The 21,011-nt window shown below is 59.3% G+C and carries 20 protein-coding genes; 15 read left to right on the top strand and 5 right to left on the bottom strand.

The genetic code is table 11. The annotated features are described in order from the left end of the window. Nucleotides 1-38 precede the first annotated feature (38 nt). The 3 genes from ACR0EV_RS16780 to ACR0EV_RS16770 all read right to left on the bottom strand — a co-directional run bounded on the left by ACR0EV_RS16780 (nt 39) and on the right by ACR0EV_RS16770 (nt 2,348). Nucleotides 39-1,025 carry a type I glyceraldehyde-3-phosphate dehydrogenase gene (locus ACR0EV_RS16780; protein ID WP_480801129.1) on the bottom strand — a complete coding sequence of 329 codons (987 nt, stop codon included), beginning with the start codon at nt 1,023-1,025 and terminating at the stop codon, nt 39-41. A 54-nt stretch (nt 1,026-1,079) separates the two neighbouring features. Next, on the bottom strand, nt 1,080-1,403 hold the full coding sequence (locus tag ACR0EV_RS16775; protein ID WP_480801128.1) for a hypothetical protein: 324 nt from the start codon (nt 1,401-1,403) through the stop codon (nt 1,080-1,082). A 117-nt stretch (nt 1,404-1,520) separates the two neighbouring features. After that, the gene (locus ACR0EV_RS16770) at nt 1,521-2,348 is read right to left on the bottom strand and encodes a bifunctional allantoicase/(S)-ureidoglycine aminohydrolase (RefSeq protein ID WP_480801127.1); all 828 of its coding nucleotides are present in this window, start codon (nt 2,346-2,348) and stop codon (nt 1,521-1,523) included. 174 nt (nt 2,349-2,522) lie between these two features. Here ACR0EV_RS16770 and ACR0EV_RS16765 point away from each other — a divergent pair, with 174 nt between their 5' ends. Beyond that, nucleotides 2,523-2,879 carry a hypothetical protein gene (locus ACR0EV_RS16765; protein WP_480801126.1) on the top strand — a complete coding sequence of 119 codons (357 nt, stop codon included), beginning with the start codon at nt 2,523-2,525 and terminating at the stop codon, nt 2,877-2,879. A gap of 15 nt (nt 2,880-2,894) precedes the next feature. Here the strand turns inward: ACR0EV_RS16765 and ACR0EV_RS16760 are convergent, their stop codons facing one another. After that, nucleotides 2,895-3,830 (bottom strand): 2-hydroxyacid dehydrogenase, encoded by a 936-nt coding sequence (locus ACR0EV_RS16760; RefSeq protein ID WP_480801125.1) that lies wholly within the window; start codon nt 3,828-3,830, stop codon nt 2,895-2,897. Between the two features lie 131 nt (nt 3,831-3,961). Here ACR0EV_RS16760 and ACR0EV_RS16755 point away from each other — a divergent pair, with 131 nt between their 5' ends. From ACR0EV_RS16755 to ACR0EV_RS16740, 4 genes are all read left to right on the top strand, one after another. Then, nucleotides 3,962-5,191 (top strand): acyl-CoA dehydrogenase family protein, encoded by a 1,230-nt coding sequence (locus ACR0EV_RS16755; RefSeq protein WP_480801228.1) that lies wholly within the window; start codon nt 3,962-3,964, stop codon nt 5,189-5,191. A gap of 8 nt (nt 5,192-5,199) precedes the next feature. Beyond that, nucleotides 5,200-6,006 carry a thioesterase family protein gene (locus ACR0EV_RS16750; protein WP_480801124.1) on the top strand — a complete coding sequence of 269 codons (807 nt, stop codon included), beginning with the start codon at nt 5,200-5,202 and terminating at the stop codon, nt 6,004-6,006. Between the two features lie 135 nt (nt 6,007-6,141). After that, nucleotides 6,142-6,726: a DUF1007 family protein gene (locus ACR0EV_RS16745; protein ID WP_480801123.1), complete on the top strand. Its 585-nt coding sequence runs from the start codon at nt 6,142-6,144 to the stop codon at nt 6,724-6,726. Continuing rightward, on the top strand, nt 6,711-7,697 hold the full coding sequence (locus tag ACR0EV_RS16740) for a nickel/cobalt transporter (protein ID WP_480801122.1): 987 nt from the start codon (nt 6,711-6,713) through the stop codon (nt 7,695-7,697). Before ACR0EV_RS16745 ends, ACR0EV_RS16740 begins: the two co-directional genes overlap by 16 nt. Here ACR0EV_RS16740 and truA read toward each other — a convergent pair. Continuing rightward, nucleotides 7,694-8,461 carry a tRNA pseudouridine(38-40) synthase TruA gene (gene truA, locus ACR0EV_RS16735; protein WP_480801121.1) on the bottom strand — a complete coding sequence of 256 codons (768 nt, stop codon included), beginning with the start codon at nt 8,459-8,461 and terminating at the stop codon, nt 7,694-7,696. The genes ACR0EV_RS16740 and truA overlap by 4 nt on opposite strands. A gap of 107 nt (nt 8,462-8,568) precedes the next feature. On the opposite strand from truA, the gene ACR0EV_RS16730 reads away from it, so the two are divergent. From ACR0EV_RS16730 to ACR0EV_RS16685, 10 genes are all read left to right on the top strand, one after another. Continuing rightward, the gene (locus ACR0EV_RS16730) at nt 8,569-9,984 is read left to right on the top strand and encodes a YcjX family GTP-binding protein (protein ID WP_480801120.1); all 1,416 of its coding nucleotides are present in this window, start codon (nt 8,569-8,571) and stop codon (nt 9,982-9,984) included. Continuing rightward, nucleotides 9,981-10,436, top strand: coding sequence for an N-acetyltransferase family protein (locus tag ACR0EV_RS16725; protein ID WP_480801119.1), 456 nt, complete (start codon nt 9,981-9,983; stop codon nt 10,434-10,436). Before ACR0EV_RS16730 ends, ACR0EV_RS16725 begins: the two co-directional genes overlap by 4 nt. After that, on the top strand, nt 10,429-11,418 hold the full coding sequence (locus ACR0EV_RS16720; RefSeq protein WP_480801118.1) for a YcjF family protein: 990 nt from the start codon (nt 10,429-10,431) through the stop codon (nt 11,416-11,418). The genes ACR0EV_RS16725 and ACR0EV_RS16720 overlap by 8 nt, the downstream gene beginning before the upstream one ends. 60 nt (nt 11,419-11,478) lie before the next feature. Next, nucleotides 11,479-12,189: a VIT1/CCC1 transporter family protein gene (locus ACR0EV_RS16715; RefSeq protein WP_480801117.1), complete on the top strand. Its 711-nt coding sequence runs from the start codon at nt 11,479-11,481 to the stop codon at nt 12,187-12,189. 76 nt (nt 12,190-12,265) lie between these two features. Further along, on the top strand, nt 12,266-13,582 hold the full coding sequence (locus tag ACR0EV_RS16710) for an SDR family oxidoreductase (protein WP_480801116.1): 1,317 nt from the start codon (nt 12,266-12,268) through the stop codon (nt 13,580-13,582). Then, entirely contained in the window at nt 13,579-14,061 is a 483-nt protein-coding gene (locus ACR0EV_RS16705; protein WP_480801115.1) for a DUF2269 family protein, read from the top strand. Before ACR0EV_RS16710 ends, ACR0EV_RS16705 begins: the two co-directional genes overlap by 4 nt. 79 nt (nt 14,062-14,140) lie before the next feature. Beyond that, nucleotides 14,141-16,846, top strand: coding sequence for a DUF2339 domain-containing protein (locus ACR0EV_RS16700; protein ID WP_480801114.1), 2,706 nt, complete (start codon nt 14,141-14,143; stop codon nt 16,844-16,846). 163 nt (nt 16,847-17,009) lie between these two features. Next, a complete protein-coding gene (ileS, locus tag ACR0EV_RS16695; RefSeq protein WP_480801113.1) occupies nt 17,010-19,922 on the top strand; it encodes an isoleucine--tRNA ligase in 2,913 nt (970 codons plus the stop codon). Between the two features lie 78 nt (nt 19,923-20,000). Beyond that, nucleotides 20,001-20,456 (top strand): methylated-DNA--[protein]-cysteine S-methyltransferase, encoded by a 456-nt coding sequence (locus ACR0EV_RS16690; RefSeq protein ID WP_480801112.1) that lies wholly within the window; start codon nt 20,001-20,003, stop codon nt 20,454-20,456. A 76-nt stretch (nt 20,457-20,532) separates the two neighbouring features. Continuing rightward, a complete protein-coding gene (locus ACR0EV_RS16685) occupies nt 20,533-21,000 on the top strand; it encodes a hypothetical protein (protein WP_171094234.1) in 468 nt (155 codons plus the stop codon). Nucleotides 21,001-21,011 lie beyond the last annotated feature (11 nt).

The following is a 21,011-nucleotide window of genomic DNA, read 5'->3' as shown; positions in this document are numbered from 1 at the left end:
TGCCGGATCACGTGCCATTCTTTTGGGCCGCGATCCGGCTACTCCGTCGCCATCAGTCGGGCGACGTCCAGCATCCGGGCCGAAAAGCCCCATTCATTGTCGTACCAGCCGAAGATCCGAACCTGGTTTTCCCCGACCATGCGGGTTTCCGGCCCGGCAATGACCAAGGATTCCGGACGGGCGCGCAGGTCGGACGAGACCAGCGGCAAATCTGTCCAGCCAAGCACGGGCGAGGCCGAAACAGCCTTTTTCAGCGCTTGGTCAAAAGCACTTATGCTGAGGCCCCGCTCAAGTGTCACGATTAGGTCCACGGCGGAAACGCTGGCCGTCGGTACACGGACCGCCGCACCGGAAATGCGCCCGGCCAGATGCGGCAGGACCACATCGATCAGATGCATGGCGCTTGACGTCGTGGGGACCATTGACAGCGCACCGGCCCGCGATCGGGCGAGGTCGCCCCGCGGCGCGTCCACCATCGGTTGGCTATTGGTGTAGCAGTGGATGGTGGTCATGTGGCCAGAGGCAATGCCTGCGATGTCGTCGATCATCTTGACCAGCGGTGCCAGCCCGTTGGTGGTGCACGAGGCGTTGGACACGATCCTCGCGCTGCCCAATTGATCCTCGTTTGCGCCCAGAACAACAGTCACATCCGCTGCAGGCGAAGGTCCAGATATCAGCACTTTACCCGCGCCCGCGGTCAGACCGCGACGCGCAACGTCAGAGCTGCGGGCAATGCCCGTGCAGTCCAGCATCACGTCGACACCCGACAGATCAACGCGGGTCAGGTCGGCACTGTGGGTCATGGGAATCGTCCGCCCATCCACAATCAGCGCGGCATCCCCTTCGGACACATCGCCCGGGTATGGGCCGAACGTGCTGTCGTATTTGAACAGGTAGGCGCAAGTTTCCAGCGGTGCGATGTCATTAATCAGCACCAGCTCGATATCTGACCCCTCCGGCAAGGCCAGAACCTGCCGCAGGATCGTACGGCCGATGCGGCCGAATCCGTTAATCGCGAGTTTCATGCGCAAGCTATGGCAGGCCGTTCGGGCGACCTCAATGCCCTAACTGACCTACTGTCAGTTGCAGCTGACCTGCGAGAAGAACTGACCCGAGATGTTCTGATACATACTGGCCACAATGGGTTTGCATCCGGTTGCCTGCTGAATGGCGGCGATGGCCTGAAGGGTGCGCAAACGTGGTGGGGGGCCAAACGGGTTGAGATTGTTGTTGTCACGCGTGGCGCGGTACACAACCGGCGCGTCCGAGACTTGGGTCACCGCCCAGGTGCGGCTCATGACGAACACGGATTTAGTCTCTTCCTTGGCGGAAAGGGGCGAGGTGAAAAGGGTCGCAGATGCGGCGATTGCGGCAATGGCCAGCAGGGCAGGGCGCAGTTTCATGGAACAATCTCCAATGCTCAAAATCAGAATTTGCTTGGATTTCAGCAAATTCCGGCGCGTGTGTGAAGCCCCGCAGCCACAAATTCACGGCACACCTTTGCGAGCCACCTGTTTACCCTAAGGCAAAGACAACGGCATGTGCCGGTTGACGTCCTTATACAGCAGATACCGGAACCGCCCCGGACCACCCGCATAACAGGCTTGCGGGCAGAAGGCGCGCAGCCACATATAGTCGCCCGCTTCGACCTCGACCCAGTCCTGATTGAGGCGATAGACGGCTTTGCCTTCCAGCACATAGAGCCCGTGCTCCATCACATGGGTCTCGGCAAACGGGATGACCCCGCCGGGTTCGAAATTGACGATGTTCACATGCATGTCATGGCGCAGGTCCTGAGGATCGGCAAACCGCGTGGTGGACCAGCGGCCCTGTGTTCCGGGCATTTCAACCGGTGTCACGTCACGCTCGTTGGTTATGATCGGATCAGGCAAAGGCAGCCCGGGTACTGCATGATAGGCTTTGCGGACCCAATGGAAGCGTGCCACCGCATCGCTCGTGTTGTGCAATGTCCAGTCGCTTCCCGGTGGAATATAGGCATAGCCCCCTGTTTCCAATACATGTTTTTTGGCATTCAGGGTTAAGTTGACAGCCCCCTCGACCACAAAAAGAACGGCCTGGGCCTGCGCTTCGGTTTCAGGCTGGTCGCTGCCACCGCCGGGTTGTACCTCCATGATGTATTGCGAGAATGTCTCGGCGAAACCACTGAGCGGGCGCGACAGAACCCACAGGCGCGTGCCTTCCCAGAACGGCAGGGAACTGGTGACGATGTCACGCATCGTGCCTTTGGGGATGACCGCATAAGCGTTTGTGAACATGGCGCGGTCGGTCAACAGTTGGTCCTGACCGGGATGGCCCCCGGTCGGAGCGAAATAAGTTGGGTTGGTCATCATGAGCCTCGGGGTCGTTTGACAGGCACTATGGGCGCAAAGACCGGGCGCAGATAGGTCCACCCGCGCGATAGGTTTGTTCGGGATAATTTGAAGGTCGACGTCTGGGGCTTGGCCCTGCTGCGGCAGAGGTATATCCTTGGACACAAATGATTTCAGTTCTGTGAGGCCGCTATGAAAGCCCAGTTTTTGCCCGCAATCGCCGCTTTTGGTGTTCTTTTCATGACTGGTTTGGCAGACGCCAAGCCACTATCGCGAATCATTGCTGAAATGGGCTTGTCGCCTGCGGATTTCGAAGTGGTCAACGCAACCGCGAACACGATGCTGACCAGTGGTACGCCATCTGTGGGTCAAGAACGGGCCTGGAAAAACGACGATACCGGATCGAAAGGCACGATCCGGGTGCAAAATGTGCAGGGTAACTGCGTTAGCCTTCAGCACGTCGTTCAGCCGGAAGGCGGAGATCAGAGCCGCGAGATCAGAACGCGCCGGTGCAACGACGGCAATGGCAACTGGATTCTCACACCCTGATCTGCGGCAACGGCCTCAATAGCCCTGCGCCCGATCCACTTCATGCAGCAAGGGCGCGCCAGAGTTGAGCCGTTTAAAGTTCTCGGCGACGTCTGAAAGCGCGTCACCCAAATGCCACCCGGATACATGCGGCGTGATCGTGACGCCGGGGTGGGCCCATAACGGGCTGTCCTGCGGCAGTGGTTCCACCGATGTAACGTCCAGCACGGCATGACCGGGTGTGCCTTTATCCAGCGCTTCGATCAGGGCGGCTTCGTCAATCAGATCGCCGCGCCCTGCGTTTAGCAGTTGGCTGCCGGTCTTCATCGTGGCCAGTGTTTTTGCATCGAACAAACCAACCGTCTGAGGCGTCGAAGGCAAAATCGCGCACACATGATCGCATTGCCCCAAAAGGTCAGGCAGGGTGTCTTGCCCGTGCAGACAGGTCACACCTTCTATGGATTTGGCTGTACGGCTCCAGCCCATAACCTGAAACCCGACGGCCCGCAGCATCAGGGCAGTACGGGCCCCGATATGACCCAGACCCAGGACGCCAACGACAGTGTCAGGTGTAAAGATCGGCTCTCGCGGCGACCACTCCGCCCGGGATTGGGCAGCCTCGTGGAACGCCATGTGTCGTTGGGCGCGCAGGATGTATGCCACAAACCACTCGGCAATGCCCTGTGCAGGGGCATCCGGCTTCAGGCGCGCGATGCGGACATGGGCCGGAAGATCGGGGTGGCTGACAATGGTTTCCACGCCGGCCCCCAACTTCTGAACCAGTTTCAGGTTGGGCAATCGCGCGGGATGGTCGCTTTGCATGCCGACCAGCGCGAGCATCGTGATGTCTTCCGGGTTCCCAAGCGTTTGGGGCGTGCGGATATCCGCATCCGGCGCTGCCACCTTCAATTTGGCAGCAATTTCTTCATCGCCTATCCAATCGGACAACCCGGTTTCGATCAACAACGCCATGCGCGGCTCCTGCGTAGAATTTGGTGTGGTGACGTCCCGTCACTGTGGTGGACAGGCTCGGGGCAGTTAAGCCATCCTTGCAGCAAAAGTATAGCCCGGTTCCGACGCCTGAGGAGGATGCATCCGTGAACATGTCATTTACCCTGCGCGAGGAAAACCGCGTTCTTCTGGAACGTGTTTCGGAAATGATCCGTGATGAGATTATGCCGCTGGAGGAAGAATACCACGCCGAAATCAACAAGGGCGACCGCTGGCAATACACACAGCGCCAAGCCGAAATTCTTGAAGGTTTGAAGGCCAAGGCCAAGGCGGCAGGGCTGTGGAATTTCTGGCTGACCGATAGCGACAAGGGGTTTGGCCTGACCACCGTGGAATACGCCTATTTCGCCGAAGAAATGGGCAAGACCCCGCTTGGGGCCGAAGTGTTTAACTGCTCGGCCCCGGATACCGGAAATATGGAAGTTTTCGAACGCTACGGTTCCGCGAAGATGAAAGAGCAATGGCTGAAGCCACTGCTCGAAGGTGAAATCCGATCTGCTTATTTGATGACCGAGCCTGACGTGGCCTCGTCTGACGCAACCAATGTGTCGATGTCATGTGTTCGGGACGGGGATGACTATGTCCTGAACGGCGAGAAATGGTGGTCTTCGGGCGCGGGCGACCCGCGGTGTAAGGTCTATATCGTCATGGTCAAAACCGGCGGCGACGAACAGCCCAAGCACAAGCGGCAGTCGATGATCGTGGTGCCTGCGGATGCAGAAGGGATCGAGGTTCTGCGCCCCATGCAGGTCTATGGCCACGATGATGCACCTCACGGCCACATGCATATCCGGTTTACCAACGTACGCGTTCCGGCCGAAAACATCCTGCTGGGCGAAGGACGCGGGTTCGAGATTGCGCAAGGTCGCCTTGGGCCGGGCCGTATCCACCACTGCATGCGCGCCATCGGGCAGGCCGAAAGCGCGCTGGAGCAGATGTGCAAACGATCGCTGCAACGCGAAGCGTTTGGCAAGAAACTGGCGCAGCTTGGGGCCAATTACGACATCATCGCCGAATGCCGGATGGAGATCGAAATGGCCCGGCTGCTGTGCCTGAAAGCCGCTTGGTACATGGATCAGGGTGACGCGCGTGCCGCTGCGCCATGGATCAGCCAGATCAAGGTCGTTGCACCACAAGTTGCGCTGAAAGTGATCGACGAAGCAGTGCAGATGTTCGGTGCGCAGGGCATAAGTCAGGACACACCGCTTGCGACGGCCTGGACCCATGTGCGGACCCTGCGATTGGCCGATGGGCCAGATGCGGTGCATCGCCGTCAGGTCGCACGGGCCGAGCTAAAGAAATACACGCAGGAAAAGATCTGAGGGGGCCTATGGCAGCAGCGCTCGATTTCTCCGACAAAGCCTATTTTAGTCAACAAGAAGACGGGGCATTTGTCGGCAACGATCCCGCACGTGGGCCGTGGTCTGCCGATCACTGCCATGCAGGACCAGTGAGTGGTTTGATCGTACGCGCGGCGGAAACCGAAATCGGTTCGGAAAAGATGTTGACCCGTCTGACTGTCGACCTGTTACGCCCCTTACCGCTGGCCGGTTTGCGGGTTGCGGCAGAAACAACGCGCCACACCAAGACGTTGGCCACCACGCGCGTTACGGTTCACGATTTGAACGACGTGCTATGTGCAACGGCCTCGACCATGCATCTGGTGCGTCGCGATCTTGGACCGGTTGCGAATGTCGAATGCATCGCCCCACGGATCGAGGATGCTGTCGACGGCCCGTTTCCAATTGGCGAGATTCGCCACGAGCTGCCCGGTTTTGCCCATTACAGCGATATTCGGTATCCGAAAGGCGGCAGGCAGGGCGCTGGGCCTAAAACGGTTTGGATGCGGACACCGCAGCTTTTGCAGGGTGAGGTGCAATCGCCCATTCAGGCCCTGTGCCCGCTTGCAGATTGCGGCAATGGTATCTCATGGAACGCGCCAACCTCGGAAATGGGATTCATGAATACCGACCTGACAGTGAACATCCACCGAGAGCCGGTTTCCGACTGGTTGGCCTCGGACTCTGTCTCGCATTGGCAGCCGTCTGGCATCGGGATGTCAAAATCGGTGTTGTATGACACGCAAGGTCCGGTTGGAACCGCATTGCAGACACTGATATTGTTCCCTCCGGGCTGACACTCGGCTGGTTTTTGCATCCTGACTGTAAAAGCCGTTGCCGCCGAAGATCGGCAGACCTATCTTGCGATCATGCGTTGGATGCTTGCCGCTATAACCTGTTGCCTGCCTCTCCCGGCCTTGGCTCACCCGCACGTGTTTATCGACACCGGGCTTGAGTTCATCGTGGATGAAAGTGGGCACTTGACCCATGTCCGAGTGACCTGGGCCTATGATGAGCTGTTTTCCTTGCTTCAACTGGAAGACATGCGGTTGGATCAGGACGGTGATGGCGCGTTGACCGAAGGCGAAGAAGAGATCCTTACCGGGTTCGATGCGCAATGGATCGAAGGGTATAACGGCGATCTGGTTGTGACGGCAGGAGGAGCGCAAGTTGCCCTTTCGGGCCCGCTGTCCCCTCATGCAACAACCGAAGATGGCCGCATCGTCACAACGCATCTGCGGGCGGTCGAAGGCGGTGCGGTTCCAGCCAGCGCCTTGTCGGCAAAGGCGTTCGATGAGACCTATTACACAGCCTACGAAGTGACACGCCCTGTCATTGTCACAGGCGCCTCCACCTGCCAGATGGAACGTTTCGATCCGGATATTGACGGTCAGTTGGCCCAAATGCAGGCGTTTCTGCTGACGCTGGATGCAGACTACGACCTTGAGGAAAACGACATTCCTCTGGTCGGAGAGAACTTTGCAACCGAGATTCGTATTTCATGTCCCGCTACCTGATTGTTCCGGTCGCCCTTGCCTGTGGACTGCTGCTCTGGTTCTGGGGCAGTGGCGGGTTTGACTCACTTGCAGCCTGGGCGGCGGGCGAGCAACGCGAGTTTCAGAACCAGATCGCCCGCTCGCTGCGCGCCGCACGCGCCGAGCAGCCGCAGGCCGTCGCCACGCTGCTGACCGTGTGCTTCGCGTATGGTTTCTTTCATGCCATCGGCCCCGGTCACGGTAAGGTTCTGATCGGCGGGTATGGGCTGGGTCGGCGCGTGGCTTTCTGGCGGCTGTCGGCGATCAGCGTGCTATCCAGCCTAGGGCAGGCCGTGACGGCCATCGTTCTAGTCTATGCCGGGGTATTGGTGTTTCAGATGTCTCGCCAAAGCCTTGTCGACGCGACCGAACAGGTCATGGCCCCTATAAGCTATGGCGCGATTGCTTTGATCGGGTTGTGGCTGGTGTTCCGTGCTTTGCGCAGTTTTGCGCGGCGTCAAAAGAGCCAACCGACGCATGATCATGACCATGCTCACGATCACCACGCCAACGCGCACCAACACGATCACGACCATCATCATGACCACCACGATCATGCGCATCATCATCACCATGATGACGGTGTCTGCTCGGATTGTGGCCATCGGCATGGACCAACGGCGGAAGAGGTCGCAAATGTGGGCACTCTGCGCGAGGCTATGATCCTGATTGCAGGCATTGCCGCGCGGCCCTGTACGGGTGCTTTGTTCGTGCTGATCCTGACCTGGCAGATGGGCATTGCAATGGTTGGTGTCGCCGGGGCTTTTGCAATGGCGCTGGGCACGGCCACAGTCACAACGCTGGTCGGGTGGACCTCTTTCGGCCTGCGCGGGGGGTTGCTGGCCTCAGCCTCAGCCACACGCTTTGCGTCCGTGCTGGCCCCGACCATCGAACTGGTTGCGGGGCTTGTCATTGCAGTGATTGCCGGTGGTCTGCTGATGCGCGCGATTTAGTCGAACACCGGTTCAGGGTAGCCAACCCGCGCCAGATACAGCCCCTGCGGCGGGCAGACCGGCCCACAGGCCGCACGGTCGGCAGCGTTCAACGCGTCACGCACATCTTCGGGCGTCCAGGCTCCAGCCCCGACACGTTCCAACGTACCCACGAAACTGCGGACCTGATTGTGCAGGAAAGATCGGGCGCGCACGTGGAAATGCACCTCGGGGCCGGAAAAGCCCTGAACCTGCTCGACCCGTAGCTCATCCAGAGTTTTGACCGGGCTCGCCGCCTGACAGATCGAAGACCGGAACGTGGTGAAATCATGCCGTCCCAGCAGCATGTTTGCCCCGTCTTGCATCGCGTCGACATCCAATCGATGGTTGATCTGCCAGACCTGCCCCCGGTCATGCGTTGCCGGGGCGCGGCGCATCAGGATGCGGAACAGATATTGCCGTTCGACCGCTGAAAAGCGTGCGTGCCAATCCTCATCGACCCGAGCGGCCTTCACAATCGCCACGGGCAGCGGTTTGAGGTGATAGTTCAGCGCTTCGGACAGGCGGAACGGGTCCCAGTCCTTGGCCATGTCGCAATGGGCAACCTGGCCAAGCGCGTGAACCCCGGCATCGGTGCGACCTGCGGCGGCGATTGTATGCGCACCCGGCTGAATACGCGACAGAGCCTCTTCAATGGCCCCCTGAACGGACGGCTGATCCTTTTGCCGCTGCCATCCGGCAAACGGTTCCCCTTGGTATTCGACTTTTAACGCATATCTGGGCATGCGCCGCTGGTAACGCGCGAGGCCGGAACGGGCAAGGGGGCGAAAGCGCTGGTATGTGCCGCACCCTCTACCTATCTTGGGTAAAACGAAAATTGCGGGGCGACAGTTTGGTCATCTCATCACTGGCAGACAGTCTTGTGCGTGGCGTTGAAACCATCGGCGATACCGTGTCCGAGACGTTTTTTGAGCCGGTCATCCGTCTGGGTGTCACCGGGTTGGCGCGATCGGGCAAGACGGTTTTCATCACCTCGCTGGTGGCAAACCTGTTGGATCGGGGTCGCATGACCGGCCTGACCGCGCAGCAAGAAGGGCGGATAAACGCCGCCTATCTGCAACCACAGCCGGACGATACGGTACCCCGGTTCGACTATGAAACCCAACTGTCCGCTCTGACGGGCCCCACGCCGCATTGGCCCGACAGCACCCGCGCTGTGTCCGAACTGCGTTTGTCGTTCAAGGCGCGCCCCGCAGGGTTACTTGCCGGGTTGCAGGGGCCGCGAACTGTGCATCTGGACATCGTGGACTACCCCGGTGAGTGGCTGCTGGATCTGGCTTTGTTGGACAAATCTTACGAAGATTGGTCGCAAGAGACACTGACGCGCATCGAGACCCGTGCTGAGGCAGTCGAGTATCTGGCGCAGGTCAAGGCCACAGACCCGTCTGGTGCGCATGACGAGCCGACGGCGCAAGCTCTGGCGTCATCGTTCACGGCGTATCTCAATCAGGCACGTGACGCTGGTTTTTATGACTGCACCCCGGGGCGGTTTCTATTGCCGGGTGATCTGGCGGGCTCACCGGTTTTGACCTTTGCGCCTTTGGCTCTGTCCGGACCATCACGCCGTAAAACTCTTCAGCGTGAGATGGAGCGGCGATTTGAGGCTTACAAATCTCAGGTGGTGAAACCCTTTTTTCGCGACCACTTTTCGCGCATCGACCGGCAGGTGGTTTTGGTCGACGCGCTGGGCGCGATCCACAAAGGCCCGCAGGCGGTTGAGGATATGCGCCGCGCGATGGCCGATATCCTGTCGGCTTTTCGTCCGGGCAGGAACGCGTGGCTCAGCCAGTTGCTGTTGGGAAAGCGGGTCGAACGCATCCTGTTTGCGGCGACTAAAGCCGACCATTTGCACCACACGCAACACCCCCGCATGACTGCAATCATCGAAGCGTTAACGCGCGAGGCACGAGACCGCGCGAATTTTGCGGGCGCTCAGACAGCAGCTCTGTCATTGGCCTCGCTGCGCGCCACGACAGAAGAGATGCGCCGCCACAATGGGGTAGAGTTGCCGTGCGTGAGGGGCACCTTGTTAGACAGCGGGAAACAGGCTGCGTTCTATCCCGGCGAATTGCCCGAAGACCCAGCGCATCTTTTAGGTCCGGCGCGAAACGGGGCGGATAGTTGGTTGGATGAGGATTATGGGTTCATGGCATTTGCCCCTGCGCATCTGACCCTGAAACCCGGCGATGGTCCACCGCATATCCGTTTGGACCGCGCAGCCCAGTTCCTGATCGGAGACAGGTTGTGACTGTCATTTTACGCCCTGCACGTTCCACAGATGCCGGTACCATCGGGACAATCCTGCACGGTTTCACCGTGGAAAATGACTGGATGCCAAATCTGCACAGTTGCGCTGAAACCATCGCCTTTTGCGGTAAAATGATCGATCAGGATTGGGTGACCGTGGCGGAAAGTGACGTGGGCGTGATTGGTTTTCTGGCGCTCAACGGTACCGAAATCCACTCGCTCTATCTGGATGCGCAGGCACGAGGGCGGGGGATCGGGCAACAACTGCTCGATCACGCGAAATCGCGCCAAACCCGGCTTAGCTTGTTTGCGTTTCAGGCCAACACAGGCGCTTGCAAATTTTACGAACGCAACGGTTTTTCCGAGGCGGCGCGTAGCGATGGTGCGGAAAATGACGAAAACCTACCGGACATTAGATTTGTCTGGCACAGCAAAGGTATGACCCATGGCTAAAGGCCCGGTTCTGATCGATCTTGAAACGGATGAGCCCGCCGCTGATGTAGCACAGGCCCCTCCGGTGCCAGATATCGCGCAGCCTCAGGGGCAGGCGATGCAGAGCGCTGCAAGGCTTGCCGCCCGAAAACCATCCGCCTTGGCGCGTTGGTTTTGGGGGCTGGCCTTGGCTGTTGTTGGCGCGGCAATCTCTGTCGCAGCTTGGGATTTTGCAACTTCACTGGTGGCGCGGACGCCAGTTCTGGGGTGGGTCGTAGTTGGCCTGCTGGCGGCATTGGTGTTGGTTGGATTGATCATTGCGATCCGCGAATTGGCAGCTTTGGGGCGATTGTCGCGGGTCGACGGAATGCGCCGCGCGGCGGATACGGCCTTGGCGGATGCCGATCTGGCACAGGCCCGTGTTGTTACCAATCGACTGATCACTTTCTACAAAGGCCGGGAAGAAACCCGCTGGGGTCGCGAACGACTGGCGGAGCGTATGGGGGATCAATTTGATGCCTCGGCTTTGCTGAGCCTTGCCGAAGATGAACTTCTGGCACCGCTGGACGAAGCCGCCAGCCGCGAGGTTGAGGCCGCAGCCCGGCAAGTTGCCACTGTCACCGCCTTAGTCCCATTGGCTTTGGCAGATGTTGTGACAGCGCTGGCCGCGTCGCTTCGGATGATCCGCCGGGTCGCGGAAATCTATGGCGGTCGGGCGGGCACGCTGGGCAGTTGGCGCCTAACCCGTGCCGTTTTTGTGCATCTGGTTGCCACCGGCGCGGTGGCTGTTGGAGACGACCTGTTGGAGCCTGTTCTGGGCGGATCCGTTCTCAGCAAACTGTCCCGCCGGTTCGGAGAGGGTTTGGTCAACGGGGCGTTAAGCGCGCGTGTCGGCGTGGCCGCGATGGAGGTGTGCCGCCCGCTGCCATTCTCTGAACGGCACAAACCGTCAACGCGCGGCATCATCAAACGCGCCTTGCAGGGCCTGTTTTCCAAGGGTTGATCCAAAGCAAAGCGTCATTGCCTACCCTTCGTCACACTAGGAGTGTCGGAGGAGCCAGCCATGACGGATCACGGTCACAGCCCGCAGGAAATCGCCGAACGGATCAATGCTCCGCCTGGTCGTGGTGTGTTGCGCGATGTTGTCTATGGCGGCATCGACGGATCCGTCACCACCTTTGCCATCGTGGCAGGGGTCGCAGGGGCAGGGCTTTCCCCGTTTGTGATCGTCGCGTTGGGCTTGGCGAATGTACTGGCTGACGGGTTTTCCATGGCCGCTGGCAATTACTCGGGAACCAAGGCCGAACTGGACAACATTCGGCGCATCCGCGCGGTCGAGGAACGCCACATCGCGCTTTACCCGGATGGCGAACGGGAAGAAGTCCGCGAGATCCTTGCGCAAAAGGGGTTGTCGGGCGACGTTTTGACCGAAGCCACGGCCGAGATCACCTCAAGCCACGAAAACTGGATCAACCTGATGATCGAAGGAGAGTATGGGTTGGGCAGTGTTGACCCGCATCCGATGAAGGCGGCGCTGGCCACATTTTTTGCCTTCCTGGTGGCCGGGATGATCCCCTTGCTGCCATTTCTGGCCTCGGTTCCGAACGCATTTGCGATGTCTGCCTGGATGACCATGGGAGTCTTCTTTGCGATAGGTGCGCTTAAAAGTCGTTGGTCTCTGTCCCCATGGTGGCGGTCAGGGATAGAGACGTTGTTGATCGGGGGGCTGGCTGCGCTGATTGCGTATCTGGTCGGGTCTCTGTTCCATCCTTAATTGTCGCAGCGCGGCTGTGGCGGCTGGCCAATATGCAGCACTTGGGTAGAGTGGCAAAAAACGAGTGCGAAAACCGATGCCACGTCTCAAATTGTCTGACCAAAACGTATTGGTTTTGGGCGCTTACGGCTTCATTGGCGCGGCCGTTACACGTGCGTTGCAAGCCGAAGGTGCCTCGGTTCAAGGCGCGGTGCGCGACCTTGCGCAAGGGGCACGGGTTTTGCCGGGAGTTCCGCTCAAACAGGCTGAAATGCGCGATCTTAGTCACACGCAAGATTGGCTGGGTCTGTTGGAAAACGTCGATGTCGTGGTGAATTGCGCCGGTGCATTGCAGGACAATGCCAAAGACGATCTGGAAACCGTGCATCACACGGCGATCGCAGCCCTGGCCAATGCTTGCGCGGATATGAAGATCAGTATTGTCCAGATTTCCGCCATCGGTGCGGAACCTGCGGCAAGCACGCATTTCCTGCGCTCCAAAGCGGCCGGAGATCAGGCTCTGCGCGCGTCGGGCATTCCGCTTTGGGTGCTGAAGCCCGGCCTTGTCATCGGACAGACGGACTATGGCGGCACAGCATTGCTGCGCATGTTGGCCGCTGTGCCGTGGGTTCAACCCTTGGCCTATCCCAACACACCCGTGCAATGCGTGGGGATGCCTGACCTTTGCGCCACGGTCGTCGATGCGATTGCGGGGCGCTTGCCGCAAGGCACGTATGACCTTGTCGAAGACAGCCCGCACAGTCTGTCGGACGTAGTGCGCCACACCCGGCAATGGCTCGGGTTTCCTGCGGCGCGTTTCTCAGTAAGTTTACCGCCGGTTATGACCAAAGCCGTTGCGGCCTTTGCCGATGGTTTGGCCTGGTTTGGCTGGCGATCACCTCTGCGCAGCACGGCGATGACGGTCATGGCGGACGGCGTGATCGGAGATCCCGCGCCTTACAAGGCCGCCACGGGGCACGGGTTTTCACCTTTGCCCGAGATTTACGCATCGCTTCCCTGCGCACGCGAACACCGCCTTACTGCACGAATGACGCTGTTGATGCCTATGGTGGTTGCGACACTCAGCCTGTTCTGGGTTTTGTCGGGCCTGTTCGGATTGGTGGGCCTGTCCAAAGCCTCAGGCGTACTGACGAGCGCCGGGTGGTCAGCGCCTGCAGCCATGGTTGCCGTCGTTTTCTGGTCTCTGGTCGACGTCGCGCTGGGGTTGGCCATCCTGTGGCGTAAATGGGCTGTGCGGGCCTGTTTGGCTCAGTTTGGCGTGGCCGTGTTCTATATGACTGCCGCCACAATCACGTCACCGGAATTGTGGACCGACCCGCTGGGCCCACTGGTGAAAATCTTGCCCGCGATGGTCTTATCCCTAGTCGCGTTGCCCATGTTGGCAAGCCGATGACGGACCCTGATCTGATTCTGCGCTGGTTGCACGTCATTGGTGCCTGTGTCCTGCTGGGGACCGGAGCGGGGATTGCCTTTTTCATGCTCATGGCACATCGCAGCAATGATCCGAAAATCGTCGCGCACACTGCAGGTATCGTCGCGCTGGGCGACCTTTTGTTCACGACAACGGCAGTCATCTTGCAACCCATTACAGGAACTCTGCTGGCCTGGCGCATTGGGTGGTCGTTAAGCGAAGGATGGATCGCATTGTCCCTGGTGCTTTACGTGCTGACCGGTCTTTTCTGGTTGCCGGTGGTTTGGGTGCAACTTCGAATGCGGGATTACGCCCGAACTGCGGCAGAGCAGGGGTCGCCTTTGCCGCAAGACTATCACCGTTTGTTTCGGTTTTGGTTCGCTTGCGGCGTGCCTGCCTTTCTTGCGGTGTTGGTCATCCTGTGGTTGATGATCGCGCGTCCGGCTTTTTCTATGATTTAGGCCGGTTTGCGGCTTTCCTGACTGTTATTGGTCACCGCCCCAAGATAGCCTTGCCGCAAGACGCAGATCGGAGACTGCTTTGGAATCGCTACTTGTTCTTGTCGGCCTGATTGTTCTGGCAATCCCGGTCATGCTGGTCGTGCTGATGGTTGGGCAAACCCGATTGCGCCGCCGCGTGGCAGAGCTGGAGGCGCGGATTTCAACCCTCTCGACAGGTGACAAGGTGGTCTCTGAAACCCACGAGGTAAAGGAGCCTGACCCACAGCCTGACGTTGCAAAAGAAACGCGCAGGCCCGCCCCATGGGCCGTGCCGAAACGGCAGCTGGAAGATACTCCTGTTGAGACGGCGGAGGTGCCTTCTCCTGCCGTCGTTTTCAGTTCTGACCGGTTTACCGCGCTGGGCGCCTGGTTGCGCGAAAACTGGTTTTATGTGGTCTCAGCCTTGTCGCTGGCGTTGGCCGGGATTTTCCTTGTGCAATACGGTGTTGAAAACGGATTGCTGCCTCCGGCGGCCCGGGTTTTCGCAGCGCTTGGGTTCGGGTCACTTCTGATCGTTGCGGGCGAAGTCCTGCGCCGGAAGTTCGGCGATGATGAGGATGCGTCCACTGCCTATTTGCCTTCTGTCTTTTCCGGTGCCGGGCTTGTTACCCTTTTCGGGGCAATTCTGGCCGCGCGCCAATTATACAACCTGATTGGTGCCGAAGCGGCGCTGGCAGGGATGGTTGCCGTCGCTTTGATTGGTCTTGTTCTGGGTTGGTTTCACGGCCCCTTGTTGGCAGCGGTCGGATTGGTCGGAGCATTCGCGGCCCCGTTCATGGTCGGTGGTTCGTCCGAGGACCCCTCGTGGCTTTATGCCTATTTCCTGCTGGTTGCCGCTTTGGGGCTTGGTATCGACACGGTGCGTCGCTGGGCGTGGGTGTCTGTTCTGACCGTGTTTGGGGCCTATTCGGCGAACTTGCTGCTGATGGCAGGCGCGCCAAATACGGAACCGGGTTATCTGGTCGCCGCTTTGATACTGGCGGTTTTGGTGATGGCTATTCCTGCGCGTCGCATATCGCCGGATCACGCAGGCCCTATGATCTCTCAAATGATCCGCCATCCAAAGTCCCGCCCCTGGCCTGACTTTCCAACCCGACTGGCAGCAGGAGCCATTGCAGTCAGTTCGGCGATCTTGTCCTGGCATTGGGCGGATTCGGCGGCCGAGTTCTGGTTGGGTGTCACCTTGTTGACCGCCCTTGTGCTGGCCCTGTTGCTATGGGCCAAGGATGCACCCGCACTTCAGGATTTGACCGTCCTGCCGGCGGTTGGGCTTGTATTCTATGTCTTGTCGCATGGGCTTGATCAGGGCGTGGTTCTTCGTGACTTTGCTGTCACCTATGCGGAAACGGTTGAGGCTGACTATCCAATGGTCGTCACGGTGTTGGTTGCGCTGGGGGCTGTGATTTCGATTCTGATGGCGTGGCGGTCTGCCCAGGCAAGCCAGTTTCGCGCGATCTGGGCAGGAGGGGCCGCTCTGTTTGCTCCGGCGATGGCGATCGGGCTGGAGGTCGGCTGGCATCCGGCTTCTGTAATTGGGGCATACCCCTGGGCTTTGCACGCCGTGGCGCTGGCCGTCCTTATGGTGGTGCTTGCGGAGCGTTTTGCGCGCGACGACGGAAAGGATAGGATGCGTGCTGCGTTGACCACTTTGTCTGCGCTGTCCTGTTTGGTCTTTGCCTGCGTCATCGTCCTCAGCGCGGCGGCGCTGACAGTGGCGCTGGTGGCAAGCGTCGTGGTGGCGGCGGTTCTGGATCGCAGGTTCACTTTGCCACCGATGAGCTGGTTCATCTGGGCCGGTGTCTTCACCGTCACCGTTCGACTGGTGCTTGATCCGGGGCTGGATTGGGCAAATACGGCTCCGGTGTCCGAGATGGCATTGGTATACGGTTCGGCCACGATTGGCTTTTTCGTCGGCTGGTGGATGTTGCGCCCCTTGCAGCGCCCTGTGGCGTCGCTGCTGTTGGAGAGTGCAGCCTGGGCGACGGGCGGCATTCTGCTGTCGTTGCTGCTGCTGCGCTGGCTGGAAGGGTTTGGTGAAGGTGGTGCCGACAACAGCCATTGGGGGCTGGGTCTGCTGGCTGTCATCTGGCTGCTGCTGGCTTTTGCTCAGGTTCAAAGATTTGGTCTGGGCGGCAAGCTGAATTACGCGCGCTATGTGTTGGCAGCGTTTTTTGCAGCGCACGGCCTGTTCCATCTGATGCTTGCCGTGTCCGAGCAAAACCCACTGTTTGACCCAAACGCCGATCCTGTGCTCGGCCTTCCGGTTTTAAACACGCTTGCTATTGCTTACCTGCTGCCCGCGCTGGTTATCGCCGGGTCCGCTTGGCGGATCAAGGACATGCCCAAGCAGATCAAGATGACAAGCTATGTCGTGGCAGGGGGGCTTGCGGCCATGTGGCTGGGTCTGACAATCCGCCATGTCTGGCAGGGCTCTGCGGGCATGTTCGAAGGCAGCGGCGTTACACAGCCCGAGCTTTACACCTATACGCTGGTTCTGCTGCTGATCGGAGCCGCGCTGTTCTATCAATCTCTGGCCCGTGGGTCAGACTTGATGCGAAAAGCAGGGCTTGTTGTGATCGGTCTGGCTGTGGCCAAGGTCTTCTTGATCGATATTGCGGGTCTTGGTGGCCTGATCCGGGTGTTCTCGCTGCTTGCGCTTGGCCTTGCGCTGGCTGGTCTGGCATGGCTGAACCGCTGGGCCAAACTGCGCCATTCGCCGCATGGGTCGGAACCTCTGGACCATTAGGCGCGGGCGTCTTATAAGCCCGCCATGCATGACCGTTTGGCCATCATTATTCGAATTATATCCCCGGCGCTCTGACCCTCTGAGACGCCGGGCAAAGGTGTTTGAGAACTCGCACCGACCGCTTCGATCCTAGTACGACCAGATCATCCAAAGGACGCCCCCAATGTGCGCCGACACGATCCAGACACCTGACTACAAAGACACGCTGAATCTGCCCAAAACTGACTTTCCCATGCGCGCTGGCCTGCCCAAGCGCGAACCCGCATGGCTGGAACGGTGGGAAACCATCGGCGTCTATGACCGCCTGCGCGAAAAAGAGGGCCGCACGCCCTTTACCCTGCACGATGGTCCTCCTTACGCGAACGGTCACCTGCATATCGGCCACGCGCTGAATAAAACCATCAAGGACATGATCGTGCGGTCGCATCAGATGATGGGTTTTGACGCGCGCTATGTGCCCGGCTGGGACTGCCACGGGTTGCCTATCGAATGGAAGATCGAGGAACAGTACCGCAAGAAGGGCAAGAACAAGGACGAGGTGAACATCGTCGACTTCCGGCAGGAATGCCGCAAGTTTGCCGAGGGTTGGATCGACATCCAGCGTGAAGAGTTCAAGCGTCTGGGCATCACCGGAAACTGGCCCGATCCCTACATCACCATGGACTATCACGCCGAGGCTGTGATCGCTGACGAGTTCATGAAGTTCTTGATGAACGGTACGCTCTATCAGGGTTCGAAGCCCGTGATGTGGTCGCCCATCGAAAAAACCGCTCTGGCCGAGGCTGAGGTCGAATATCACGACAAGGAAAGCTTCACCATCTGGGTGAAGTTCAGGGTCGTAAATGCGGGCGATCTGGATGATGCGTTTGTTGTGATCTGGACCACGACCCCGTGGACCATGCCGTCGAACAAGGCAGTCGTTTACGGCAAGGGCATCTCTTACGGCCTTTACGAAGTCACCGGCGCGCCCGAGGAATGCTGGGCCAAGGTAGGCGACAAGTTCCTGCTGGCAGACAATCTGGCCGCTGACGTTCTGGGCCGCGCGCGTCTGAACGACGACCAGTGGACCCGCGTCCGTGACGTGACCGCAGATGAGCTGGAAGGCGTTCAACTGACCCACCCGCTGGCTGGCGCCGAAGGCGGCAATGGCGAATGGGACGACATCCGCGACTTTCGTGCGGCTGAGTTTGTGACCGATACCGAGGGCACGGGCTTCGTTCACTGCGCGCCGTCGCACGGGATGGAAGAATTCGAGCTGTATCGTGACTTGGGGATGCTCGAGCAGGTCATCACTTATAACGTGATGGACGACGGTAGCTTCCGCGCTGATCTGCCGTTCTTTGGCGGCAAATACATCCTGTCCCGTAAGGGCGGCGAGGGCGACGCGAACAAAGCCGTCATCGATAAGCTGGTCGAGGTCGGCGGGCTTCTGGCGCGTGGCAAGATCAAGCACAGCTATCCGCATTCATGGCGCTCGAAAGCTCCGATCATCTATCGTAACACGCCGCAGTGGTTTGCATCCGTCGACCGCAAGCTGGACGACGGCATGGGCGAGATGGGCGACACGATCCGCGAACGCGCCCTGCGATCCATCGACGAACTGGTGAAATGGACGCCGCAGACCGGCCGCAACCGTCTGTATTCCATGATCGAAGCGCGCCCGGACTGGGTTCTGTCCCGCCAGCGCGCCTGGGGCGTGCCGCTGACCTGCTTTACCAAGAAGGGGGCCTTGCCCACCGACGCGGATTACCTGCTGCGCAACGAAGACCTCAACGCGCGCATCAAGGCTGCGTTCGAGAAGGATGGCGCTGACGTCTGGTATACTGACGGTTTCAAGGAAAAGATCCTCGACGGCATCGCCAACCCGGACGACTACGATCAGGTGTTTGACGTGCTGGACGTGTGGTTCGACTCTGGTTCGACCCACGCGTTTGTTCTGCGCGACCGCGAAGACGGGACCGAGGACGGCATCGCCGACGTCTACATGGAAGGCACCGACCAGCACCGCGGGTGGTTCCATTCGTCCATGCTGCAGGCTTGCGGCACCAAGGGCCGTGCGCCCTATCGAAACGTTGTCACACACGGCTTCACGCTGGACGCCAAAGGCAACAAGATGTCCAAATCGCTGGGCAACACCATCGTACCGGAAGAAGTCGTCAAACAATACGGCGCCGATATCCTGCGTCTATGGGTGGCCCAAACCGACTACACCGCCGACCAGCGGATCGGGCCTGAGATCCTGAAAGGCACTGCCGACAGCTATCGCCGTCTGCGTAATACCATGCGGTTCATGCTGGGCTCGCTGGCTGACTTCACTGAGGCCGACCGCGTCGCGCCCGAGGATATGCCGCGTCTGGAACGCTGGGTCCTCAGCCGTCTGGCCGAACTGGATGAACAGGTTCGCAAGGGCTACGCGTCCTTCGACTTCCAGGGTGTATTCAGCGCCGTGTTCACGTTTGCCACGGTTGATCTGTCGTCTTTCTACTTCGACGTCCGCAAAGATGCGCTGTACTGCGATGGCGACAGCCTGCGCCGTCGTGCGTCGCGCACTGTTCTGGACATTCTGTTCCACCGCCTGACCACTTGGTTAGCTCCGGTTCTGGTGTTCACAATGGAAGAGGTGTGGCTAGAACGCTTCCCGGGCGATGACAGCTCGGTCCATTTGGTGGATTTCCCGAGCACCCCCGCCGACTGGCGTCACGCCGAGTTGGAAGTGGCCGTGGCCAAAGTGCGTCGCGTTCGCCGCGCGGTGACCGCTGCGCTGGAAGTGCAGCGTCAGGACAAGGTTATCGGATCCAGCCTTGAAGCCGCGCCGATCGTGCATGTCGAAGATCAGGAAACCCGTGATCTGCTGGCAACCTTTGACGTGGATGATCTGTGCATTACGTCGGGATTGACCGTTTCGGCTGATCCGGCACCAGCCGAAGCGTTCCGCGTGCCCGAAATCGAAGGCGTGGCTGTGGTTTTTGAAAAAGCCGAAGGCGAAAAATGTCAGCGGTGCTGGAAAATCCTGCCCGACGTGGGGCGCCACACCCATCCGGGTGTATGTAGCCGCTGTAACGACGCGCTTGGTTAACACTTACCCCCAGCCCATCGGCTGGGGGTTTTTCTTTCCCTGCTTGCAACAGCTTTGGTGATCTGAAACGCTGCGCCTATGCTGATGATTGCCGTAGAAACCCAATTTGGATGTCTGGGTGTCGAAGAAATAGACGGAGCCCTCACGCGCCTGGTCTGGGATGGCCGCGATGTGGGAGAACCGACGGATCTGTTGCGTGAAGCCGCTGCGCAATTGAAAGCATATGACGCCGGGCAACTGGACCGGTTTGACCTTCCTTACCGCATCGCTGGGTCTGACTTCCAGCGACAGGTCTGCGATCTGATGTATGCGATTCCTCTCGGCGAAACGCGTACTTACGGAGACATTGCTAAAGAGCTTGGGCAACCCGCGCAACCCGTAGGGCAGGCTTGCGGAGCAAACCCCATTCCAGTGATCATTCCCTGCCACAGGGTGCTTTCGGCAAATGGTCTGGGTGGCTTTTCCGGCGCGGGCGGGGTCGAGACCAAAGTGGCCCTGTTGCGCCATGAGAGGGCCGCCGGGCTTTTGATCTGACCTGTGAAATTCGGTTGCAATCCGTCAGCGGCGGGCACACCATATATATGTTGTTGAATTTGAAGGACCGCATTGCATGACTACGGATCAAGATCGCGCCGCCCGAAAGAAGGCCATTATTGACAGGTTGATGTCACTTGAAGCGCAAGAGCTTGCAACGGCGCAGGCACATTACGATGCGTTTCTTAAGGACGCTCAACTGGATGATCGGGAAGGTCACGACAAGGATGACCTTGCCGCCTCACGCGAAAACGCTGACTTGGCGGCTGCGTTTGACGCCCCTGTGCATGCACACCACGCCAAGATCGACGTGATTGAAAACACCGATTTCGGTCTGACTGACACAGTTCAACCTGGCGCAGTGATCAAGTTCAACAATCGCAGATTTGTCGTATGCGTTTCAACCACCCGGTTCGAGGTGGATGGAAAGACCTATATGGGCATTTCAACACAAAGCCCGATTTATCTGGCCATGGTGGGCTTGCAAGAGGGCGATGTCTTTACTCACAACGGCACCGAGTTCGAGGTGCAGGACGTCATGTAACGCAGCACTCT

The sequence above is a fragment of the Ruegeria sp. CF8 genome, from assembly GCF_056537285.1.
The sequence above is the reverse complement of the archived record's forward strand: the minus strand, read 5'-3'. Positions and strand labels throughout refer to the sequence as shown.

Coding starts and splice junctions, on each gene's coding strand:
- ACR0EV_RS16780 (WP_480801129.1), bottom strand. CDS start 1,025: ATGAAACTCGCGATTAACGGATTCGGCCGCATCGGCCGTACGATCCTG.
- ACR0EV_RS16775 (WP_480801128.1), bottom strand. CDS start 1,403: ATGAAACTGCGCCCTGCCCTGCTGGCCATTGCCGCAATCGCCGCATCT.
- ACR0EV_RS16770 (WP_480801127.1), bottom strand. CDS start 2,348: ATGACCAACCCAACTTATTTCGCTCCGACCGGGGGCCATCCCGGTCAG.
- ACR0EV_RS16765 (WP_480801126.1), top strand. CDS start 2,523: ATGAAAGCCCAGTTTTTGCCCGCAATCGCCGCTTTTGGTGTTCTTTTC.
- ACR0EV_RS16760 (WP_480801125.1), bottom strand. CDS start 3,830: ATGGCGTTGTTGATCGAAACCGGGTTGTCCGATTGGATAGGCGATGAA.
- ACR0EV_RS16755 (WP_480801228.1), top strand. CDS start 3,962: ATGTCATTTACCCTGCGCGAGGAAAACCGCGTTCTTCTGGAACGTGTT.
- ACR0EV_RS16750 (WP_480801124.1), top strand. CDS start 5,200: ATGGCAGCAGCGCTCGATTTCTCCGACAAAGCCTATTTTAGTCAACAA.
- ACR0EV_RS16740 (WP_480801122.1), top strand. CDS start 6,711: ATGTCCCGCTACCTGATTGTTCCGGTCGCCCTTGCCTGTGGACTGCTG.
- truA (WP_480801121.1), bottom strand. CDS start 8,461: ATGCCCAGATATGCGTTAAAAGTCGAATACCAAGGGGAACCGTTTGCC.
- ACR0EV_RS16720 (WP_480801118.1), top strand. CDS start 10,429: ATGGCTAAAGGCCCGGTTCTGATCGATCTTGAAACGGATGAGCCCGCC.
- ACR0EV_RS16715 (WP_480801117.1), top strand. CDS start 11,479: ATGACGGATCACGGTCACAGCCCGCAGGAAATCGCCGAACGGATCAAT.
- ACR0EV_RS16710 (WP_480801116.1), top strand. CDS start 12,266: ATGCCACGTCTCAAATTGTCTGACCAAAACGTATTGGTTTTGGGCGCT.
- ACR0EV_RS16705 (WP_480801115.1), top strand. CDS start 13,579: ATGACGGACCCTGATCTGATTCTGCGCTGGTTGCACGTCATTGGTGCC.
- ileS (WP_480801113.1), top strand. CDS start 17,010: ATGTGCGCCGACACGATCCAGACACCTGACTACAAAGACACGCTGAAT.
- ACR0EV_RS16690 (WP_480801112.1), top strand. CDS start 20,001: ATGCTGATGATTGCCGTAGAAACCCAATTTGGATGTCTGGGTGTCGAA.
- ACR0EV_RS16685 (WP_171094234.1), top strand. CDS start 20,533: ATGACTACGGATCAAGATCGCGCCGCCCGAAAGAAGGCCATTATTGAC.